The organism is Sphingomonas sp. CD22, from assembly GCF_034556155.1.
Lineage (GTDB): Bacteria > Pseudomonadota > Alphaproteobacteria > Sphingomonadales > Sphingomonadaceae > Sphingomonas.
The window spans coordinates 259,889-267,023 of record NZ_JAYDYX010000007.1 but is presented as its reverse complement, the minus strand read 5'-3'; the positions used below and the strand labels follow the sequence as shown (position 1 = coordinate 267,023).

The 7,135-nt window shown below is 66.9% G+C and carries 11 protein-coding genes; 4 read left to right on the top strand and 7 right to left on the bottom strand.

Going from position 1 to position 7,135, the window contains the following annotated elements; all coding sequences use genetic code 11:
* Positions 1 to 20: 20 nt before the first annotated feature.
* Complete coding sequence (locus tag SFC76_RS15305; protein ID WP_322850274.1) at positions 21 to 524, bottom strand: MucR family transcriptional regulator; 504 nt, start codon at positions 522 to 524, stop codon at positions 21 to 23.
* 159 nt (positions 525 to 683) lie between these two features.
* On the opposite strand from SFC76_RS15305, the gene SFC76_RS15300 reads away from it, so the two are divergent.
* On the top strand, positions 684 to 1,070 hold the full coding sequence (locus tag SFC76_RS15300) for a hypothetical protein (RefSeq protein WP_322850273.1): 387 nt from the start codon (positions 684 to 686) through the stop codon (positions 1,068 to 1,070).
* 11 nt (positions 1,071 to 1,081) lie between these two features.
* Complete coding sequence (locus tag SFC76_RS15295) at positions 1,082 to 2,215, top strand: glutathionylspermidine synthase family protein (RefSeq protein ID WP_322850281.1); 1,134 nt, start codon at positions 1,082 to 1,084, stop codon at positions 2,213 to 2,215.
* 74 nt (positions 2,216 to 2,289) lie between these two features.
* Here SFC76_RS15295 and SFC76_RS15290 read toward each other — a convergent pair whose 3' ends face one another.
* The 3 genes from SFC76_RS15290 to SFC76_RS15280 form a co-directional block, all read right to left on the bottom strand.
* Positions 2,290 to 3,453: an alpha-hydroxy-acid oxidizing protein gene (locus SFC76_RS15290; protein ID WP_322850272.1), complete on the bottom strand. Its 1,164-nt coding sequence runs from the start codon at positions 3,451 to 3,453 to the stop codon at positions 2,290 to 2,292.
* A gap of 163 nt (positions 3,454 to 3,616) precedes the next feature.
* A complete protein-coding gene (locus SFC76_RS15285) occupies positions 3,617 to 4,402 on the bottom strand; it encodes a class II aldolase/adducin family protein (RefSeq protein ID WP_322850271.1) in 786 nt (261 codons plus the stop codon).
* A gap of 133 nt (positions 4,403 to 4,535) precedes the next feature.
* Positions 4,536 to 5,237 (bottom strand): hypothetical protein, encoded by a 702-nt coding sequence (locus SFC76_RS15280; RefSeq protein WP_322850270.1) that lies wholly within the window; start codon positions 5,235 to 5,237, stop codon positions 4,536 to 4,538.
* Positions 5,238 to 5,408: 171 nt separating this feature from the next.
* On the opposite strand from SFC76_RS15280, the gene SFC76_RS15275 reads away from it, so the two are divergent.
* Positions 5,409 to 5,675, top strand: coding sequence for a BrnT family toxin (locus SFC76_RS15275; RefSeq protein WP_322850269.1), 267 nt, complete (start codon positions 5,409 to 5,411; stop codon positions 5,673 to 5,675).
* Positions 5,659 to 5,931, top strand: coding sequence for a BrnA antitoxin family protein (locus tag SFC76_RS15270; protein WP_322850268.1), 273 nt, complete (start codon positions 5,659 to 5,661; stop codon positions 5,929 to 5,931). Before SFC76_RS15275 ends, SFC76_RS15270 begins: the two co-directional genes overlap by 17 nt.
* Here SFC76_RS15270 and SFC76_RS15265 read toward each other — a convergent pair.
* Genes SFC76_RS15265 through SFC76_RS15255 form a run of 3 tightly spaced genes read right to left on the bottom strand, consistent with a single transcriptional unit; the run spans position 5,928 to position 7,090 of the window.
* Positions 5,928 to 6,206, bottom strand: coding sequence for a type II toxin-antitoxin system RelE/ParE family toxin (locus tag SFC76_RS15265; protein ID WP_322850267.1), 279 nt, complete (start codon positions 6,204 to 6,206; stop codon positions 5,928 to 5,930). The genes SFC76_RS15270 and SFC76_RS15265 overlap by 4 nt on opposite strands.
* A complete protein-coding gene (locus SFC76_RS15260) occupies positions 6,203 to 6,379 on the bottom strand; it encodes a stability determinant (protein WP_322850266.1) in 177 nt (58 codons plus the stop codon). Before SFC76_RS15260 ends, SFC76_RS15265 begins: the two co-directional genes overlap by 4 nt.
* A gap of 54 nt (positions 6,380 to 6,433) precedes the next feature.
* Complete coding sequence (locus SFC76_RS15255) at positions 6,434 to 7,090, bottom strand: NADPH-dependent F420 reductase (RefSeq protein WP_322850265.1); 657 nt, start codon at positions 7,088 to 7,090, stop codon at positions 6,434 to 6,436.
* Between the last annotated feature and the right edge of the window lie 45 nt (positions 7,091 to 7,135).

Genomic DNA, 7,135 nt, shown 5'->3' with positions numbered 1-7,135 from the left:
TCGCCGGACGGCGGTGCGGATCAGGCCTCGACGGCATCCGCGGGCTTGCGGCCACGGCGCGCCGCTGCGGCACCCTCGGCGCCATTTTCGGCCTTGCGCGCGCCGGGCTTGCGGCCGAGGCCGATCTTCTTGGCCATCGCGCGGCGGCTTTCCGAATAATTCTCGGCGACCATCGGATAATCGGCCTTCAGGCCATAACGTTCGCGATATTCCGCCGGCGTCATGCCGTGCGTCGCGAGATGACGACGCAAGGTCTTGTACGGCTTGCCGTCGATCATCGAGATGATGTGATCCTTCGATGCCAGCGACTTCCGCGACGAGACCGCGGCGGTATATTCAGTGGCGGGCTGCGCTTCCGGTGCCGCACCGCTGGCGCCAAGCAGTGCCGAGACGGTGTCGTGCATCTTTCCGAGAAAGGCCGGAACCTCATCGGCGGAAGTACGGGTGTTGGGGTTGCCGAGCCAAGCAATCGTCAGCTCGGTTGCTAGTTCCACGGCGTTAAGATCGGTAGTTTCGTCAGTCATAGCTTGCTCCTTTGACCAATGGCAGCCGTACGCCGGGGAAAGCAACCGTCAAGCGGATGATCCGCAGTCATGAGCGTTTTGCACCGTAAAAAGACGCTCACCCTATTCGATTTCCTGCGTCATACTCCAATAACGGCCAAGATTGGCCGGACGGAGGACATGTTGAGGCACGAGCTGAAGTTCACGACGGCGCTGGCGGCCGCCTTGCTGGCGGCGGGATGCGGCAAGTCGCGCGACGATGCCGACGGCTGGGTCGCGCAATCCGATACCGCGGTATGCACCGACCGCAGCGGCAACCGCGTCGCCGACAGCCAGTGCGCGCGCCAGTCGCATGCCGGCGGAGTCAGCCCGTTCCTCTGGTACTTCCTCGCGCGCAACGCGATGATCCCGCCATATGGCGAGCGCGTCGGCGGCGGATCGTATGCGCGGGCGCCGGGCCGGGCGTATCGCTTCGCTCCGGCGACGACGCAGGTGACGCGCGCCGGCGCGATCAGCCGCGGCGGCTTCGGCGCCTCGGCACGCAGCTTTGGGAGCGGCCGGTCGTGATCCGCACCACGATGACCCCGCGCGCCGACTGGCAGGCGAAGGTCGAGGCGGACGGGCTGATCTGGCATAGCGCCGACGGCCGGCCCTATTGGGACGAATCGGTCTATTACCGCTTCTCCGCGGCGCAGGTCGCCGAGATCGAGGCGGCGACCGTCGAACTCTACCGCCTGTTCCTCGCCGCCGGCGAGGCGATCGTCGCCGACGCCCGCCTGCTCGACCGGTTCGGCATCCCGCGCGCCTTCCACCAGACGATCCGCGACGCCTGGGAGGCCGAGCCGCCGGCGCTCAACTTCGGCCGGTTCGACCTCGGCTATGACGGCGCGTCGCCGCCAAAGCTGTTCGAATTCAACTGCGACACGCCGACCGCGCTGCTCGAGGCGGCGGTGATCCAGTGGCATTGGAAGGAAGAGTGTTTCCCCGCTGCGGACCAGTTCACCAGCCTGCACGAACGGCTGGTGGCGAAATGGCGCGACCTCGCCGCCTGTCTGCCGGCGCGCGTCCATTTCGCGCATGCCGCCGACGAGGCGGGGGAGGACGGCGTCACCACCGCCTATCTGCGCGACACCGCGGCGGCGGCGGGGATCGAGACGGTGGCGATGCTGGTCGAGACGATCGGCTGGGACGAGGAGCGCCGCTGCTTCGTCGACGACGAGGCCGCGCCGATCGAGGCGCTGTTCAAGCTCTACCCGTGGGAATGGCTGGCGAACGAGGCGTTTGCCGACGTGCTGGTCGAGGATCTGGCGCGCGGCGGGACGCTGTGGATCGAGCCGGTGTGGAAGATGATCTGGAGCAACAAGGGCGTGCTGGCGGTGCTGTGGGAGCTGTTTCCGGGGCATCCCAATCTGCTCGCCGCCGGCTTCGACATCCCCGATGGCGATGCGGTCGCCAAGCCGTTGCTCGCGCGCGAGGGCGCCAACGTGTCGATCCGCCGCGGCGGGCGGATCGTCGCCGAGGCGGCGGGGGACTATGGCGACGAGGGCTATGTCTATCAGGCGATCTACCGCCTGCCCGAACCGGCACCGGGCTGTTTCCCGGTGATCGGCAGCTGGGTGGTCGACGGCGAGCCCGCCGGGATGGGCATCCGCGAGGACGGGCTGATCACCGGCAACACCGCGCGCTTCGTGCCGCATATCGTGGTCGACTGACCCGTTCGTCCCGCGCTTCCCGGAGGTGGATGAGGCGCACCTGCCCTTCGACAGGCTCGGGGCGAACGGAGAGGTCATGCCAGCCGCCGCGCGCCGGCGTCGCGGACCGCGGCGAGCGTCGGCCAGCCGTTGACCGCCATCAGCAGATCGGCCTCGGCGAGGATGCAGCGCAGGACGTGCGCGCAGCCCGCCGCGCCGTCGAGCGCCAGACCGTAGCTATAGGGGCGGCCGATGCCGACCGCGGCGGCGCCGAGCGCCAATGCCTTGACCACGTCGGTGCCCGAACGGATGCCCGAATCGAACAGCACCGGGGTGGCGCCCGCCGCGGCGACGACGTCGGGGAGCAGGTCGATCGCGGCGATGCCGCCATTCGCCTGCCGGCCGCCGTGATTCGAGCAATAGATGGCGTCGGCGCCGGCATCGATCGCGCGGCGTGCGTCGTCGGGGTGGCAGATGCCCTTGAGGATCAGCGGCAATCTGGTCAGCGAGCGCAGCCACGGCATGTCCGCCCAGGTGAGGACCTTGCCGAACACCCCCATCCACTGGCGGATCGCGGCGGCGGGGTCCTGTTCGGGTGGCGCGGCCAGCCGCGCGCGGAAGACCGGGTCGCTGAAATAATTGGCGAGCACCGCGCCGCGGAGTTGGGGGAAATTGCCGGTGTTGAGATCGCGCGGACGCCAGCCGGTGACCCAGGTGTCGAGCGTCACGACGATCGCCTTGTAACCCGCCGCTTCTGCGCGCGAGACGAGGCTGGCGGCGAGGTCGGGGTCCTTGGGCGTGTAGAGCTGGAAGAGGCCGGGCGTGTCGCCGCAGTCGCGCGCCACCGTTTCCAGCGGATCGTTGGACAGCGTCGAGGCGACCAGCGGCACGCCCGTGTCCGCCGCGGCGCGCGCGGCGGCGCGGTCGCCGTGGCCGTCCGGCGTGCACAGGCCGGTGACGCCGATCGGCGCCATGAACACCGGGCTGGGGAGGGTGAGGCCGAACAGCCGCACCGACAGGTCGCGCGTCGCGGCATCGACCATCATCCGCGGCGTCATGCCCCAGTGGCGGAATGCCGCGGCGTTGGTCCGCTGGGTGTGTTCGTCACCGCAGCCGCCCTGGACATAATCGCGCACCGACGGCGGCAGCGCGGCGAGCGCGCGCGCCTCGAGCGTGGCGAAATCGACCGGCACCTTGGGCGACACTCCGGCGAGGCCGGCGCCGTAGATCGCATTCTGATAGTCGCCGTAATGGGGCATGGCTCGCCTCGATGATGCGCCTCGGCGCGGAGAACAGGATTCACGCGAAGCCGCGAAGCCGCGAAGGCGCGAAGATGTCGCGGGTGCGGCGATGTCCCGCCTTCATCACGATGCAAGAGGCTGCGCCGCTCGGGACCTCTTTGCGTCTTCGCGCGAACGATCGTCACTCCCGGTAAGACGGATCGATGCGGTCGAGCTTGCGGAGCAAGGCGGGCCAGGCGAGGCCGCGGGCGAGCATCGCCATGCCGGGGCCGGTCGATTGCTGCTCCACCTTCTCGGCGACGCCCTGGTTGGGATTGTTGAGATTGGCGCGGCCGGCGCTGAGCATCAGGATCTGCGCCTCGCAGGCGCGTTCGAGGAAATACATGCGCAGGAACGCCTCGGCCACGCTGGCGCCGACGGTGAGCGTGCCGTGGTTGCGCAGGATCATCGTGTGCCGCGGCCCCAGGTCGGCGACCAGCCGCTCGCGCTCGTCGAGTTCGGTCGCGATGCCTTCGAAGTCGTGATAGGCGACGTCGTGGCCGGCGATCATCGCGGTCTGCGTGTGCGGCAGCAGCCCCTCCGCCATCGCCGACACCGCCTGGCCGTGCGGCGTGTGGAGATGGAGCACCGCCGCCGCATCCTCGCGACCCGCATGGATCGCCGAATGGATGACGAAGCCGGCGCGATTGACCGGCGCGGGGCTGTCCGACACCGTATTGCCGTCGACGTCGATCTTGACCAGCGACGAGGCGGTGATCTCCTCGAACATCATATTGTACGGGTTGATGAGGAAATGATGCTCCGGCCCCGGCACGCGCGCCGAGAGGTGGGTGAAGATCAGATCGTCCCAGCCGTAATGAGCGACCAGCCGATAGGCGGCGGCGAGGTCGACGCGCAGCGCCCATTCCTGTGCGCTGACGGATTCGCGAACGCCGGACGCGGCGGGACGCTGGAGCGCGGTGGCCATGGCATTATCCTCTCGATCTCATGTCGTTGCGAGGAGAATGCCATGGATCGCGGCGGCAGGACAGGGGCGGGGGCGGGGGGCAACATGGACAAGTTGGACACCTTAATGGAAACGATCCGCCCCGATCGTTTCACTATTCGTCATATTCGTCCGCGGCCCGCGCAGCGTCGGCGGCGTCGGCGGCGAGGCGCACCGCGAGCGGATGCGGCGGCAGCGTGTCGATCGCGTCGAGCATCCGCGGGAACATGGCGGCGAGTTCGTCGGGCGTCAGCGTCGGATGCGCCGGCGCCGGCGTGTGCGCGATGAGGAAGGTGAGCAGCCGGTCGTTGTGCACCGTGCGCGTGCCGACCTGTTCGCCACGATACCAGACGGCCACCTCCCGCCCTTCGATCGCGCGCTCCATCGCGATATCGAGCAGCCGCTTGCGCCCCATCTGGATCGCGACGTCCCAGGCGAGCGCGAAGGTCGCATAAGTGGCGCGTTGGCGCATGGCATAAGCGGTGTTGCGCGCCACGCCGACCGCCTTCGCCGCATGGCTGACGCACCCCGTTTCGGCGAGCGCCCGGATGAAGTCGCGCTGCATCGCCGCCGTCCAGCCATCGGCGCGCGCCTTGCGGGGTTCGAGCAGCGGTGTGAGATCGGGTGTCGCCGCCGCCGGTGCCGCCGGCTTCGTCTCGGCATCCGCCGCAGCCATCGCCGCGGCGGGATGCTCGCCCCGTTCGATCGCGGCGATCCCCGCGAGGACGACCCGATCGGTTCGCGCACGCAACGCCGCTTCCCGCGCGAGGCGGCGATCATTCTCTTCCTTCCTAGACCGTGGGGGTTGCTTGGCCATCGTCGTCCCTTTGCCGCGGATAGAGGGACGGAAGACCTATGCCGGATGCGGGGGTGTAGGACAGTTTGTCTCCGTAGCGGTGCGGCATTGTGCGGGGGTGGGGGCGAATCGGTGCCTTGCGTCCACGGCCTGTTGACGTGGCTGTTTATGTAACTACATTAAGGAGCGGATATGGAGATCAGCTTCGATCCCGAGAAGCGCGACAAGGTGTTACGCGAACGCGGGCTGGATTTTGCGGATGCCGCAACGGTGTTCGATGGCCGCAGCCGCACGGTGGTCGACGACCGGTTCGACTATGGCGAAGTGCGACATATTACCTACGGGTGGCTGGCGCGGGATGCCGTGGCGATCGTGTGGACCGAGCGGAATGGCGGGTATCGGGTGATATCGATGCGGCGCATGCATCAGTGGGAGATCAGATATGTCGGACTGGATTGACCCTGACGACGCCCCCGAACTGACCGAGGAAATGATGGAGATCGCCGAGCTTCGGGTCGGCGGCAAGGTCGTTCGCCCGGCAACGGGATATCTCGGCCCGAACGGCGTCGTGCGCGGTCGTCCGCCGCTGCGCGAGCATGCCAAGCGGCAGGTGACGTTGCGGCTCGACCCGGATGTGATCGACCGCTTCCGCTCCGATGGGCCGGGGTGGCAGGGGCGGATGAACGATGCGCTGCGGAAGGCGGCGGGGCTTTAGGGGTATTCCTGCCGGGCGTGGAGCACGGCGAGTATTTCGATCGCATGCACCGCGACGCGATAGACGAGAATGTAATTGGGGTGGACGATCGCCTCTCGCGTGCCGGCGATGCGGCCGGGGCGATAGATGTAGGGGTGATCGGGCAGGCGGTCGGCGGCGTGTTGGAGCGCGAGGCCGATCCGTGTCGCCGCAGCGGGGTTGCGATCGGCGATGTAGCTGGTGATCTCGTAAAGGTCGGCGCGCGCATCCGGATCCCAGATGACGGAAAGCGTCACTTGGTCTTGGCGCGCTCGATGATCGCCCACATGCCCGCCATCACCTGATCGTGCGGGATTTTGGGCGCCGTGGACGCCATCGCCCGCTCTACTTTGGCGCGGAACCACGCGTCATAGGCGGCGGCCTCTTCGGTGGTCGCGAATTCCGACTCGATGGGGGTGAGGGCAGTCACGATGCTATGTTAAGACGGATTGCCGTTTTGTAAAAGGCAGAGCGCGAGTGGGCGTTATCGTCGCCACGATCCCTCCGGCAGTTCTTCGTCTCTTTTTGCGGCGGCAAGCGCAAATATCAGGCCGTCCCGGCTTAGCGGGATACAATAAGCCGGCTTGGCGCGTTCGAAACGCCAGCTATCGGCCAAGAGGCCGGCATCGACGGTATCATAGCCGAAATCAGCTTGCAGGGCTGCTACGATTGCCTTGGCGGCGTCATCATCCCCCGCAATGGGTAGAGCGCGCATGACGTCATTCGGAAGTACTGCCGGATCGAGCAGGTCTTTTGCCAGAATGGCATTGAATGCCTTGACGATCGTAGCACCCTGAAAGTGGTTAGCGATCATCTGAGACGTTGTCGTTTCATGTCGATCGAGTGCATCGATCCTGCCGTCCCGATCCGGATAGTAATTGTTCGTATCGATAACGACCCGGTTATCAAGAAGATGGGGTGGAAGATCGAATGCGGCCGTGAGCGGCACCGTAAGAACGACCATATCGCTGGAGGACGGCACGTCAGTCGCTAGAGCCACATGACAGCCGATTTCTGCCGCTAGATCGTGCAAGGTCTCTGGTCCGCGTGAATTGCTGAGCGTCGCCTGATGGCCACTTGCTACTGCAAGCCGTGCCAACGCCTGACCGATGTTGCCGGCCCCTATGATCCCGATCCTCAAGCGTATCTCCATATGGCGGCGAGGCCATTTCCTTTATAGGCAGTT

Bases quoted from the DNA above. Each gene is read 5' to 3' on its own strand.
- SFC76_RS15305 (WP_322850274.1), bottom strand. From the start codon at position 524: ATGACTGACGAAACTACCGATCTTAACGCCGTGGAACTAGCAACCGAG.
- SFC76_RS15300 (WP_322850273.1), top strand. From the start codon at position 684: ATGTTGAGGCACGAGCTGAAGTTCACGACGGCGCTGGCGGCCGCCTTG.
- SFC76_RS15295 (WP_322850281.1), top strand. From the start codon at position 1,082: ATGACCCCGCGCGCCGACTGGCAGGCGAAGGTCGAGGCGGACGGGCTG.
- SFC76_RS15290 (WP_322850272.1), bottom strand. From the start codon at position 3,453: ATGCCCCATTACGGCGACTATCAGAATGCGATCTACGGCGCCGGCCTC.
- SFC76_RS15285 (WP_322850271.1), bottom strand. From the start codon at position 4,402: ATGGCCACCGCGCTCCAGCGTCCCGCCGCGTCCGGCGTTCGCGAATCC.
- SFC76_RS15280 (WP_322850270.1), bottom strand. From the start codon at position 5,237: ATGGCCAAGCAACCCCCACGGTCTAGGAAGGAAGAGAATGATCGCCGC.
- SFC76_RS15275 (WP_322850269.1), top strand. From the start codon at position 5,409: ATGGAGATCAGCTTCGATCCCGAGAAGCGCGACAAGGTGTTACGCGAA.
- SFC76_RS15270 (WP_322850268.1), top strand. From the start codon at position 5,659: ATGTCGGACTGGATTGACCCTGACGACGCCCCCGAACTGACCGAGGAA.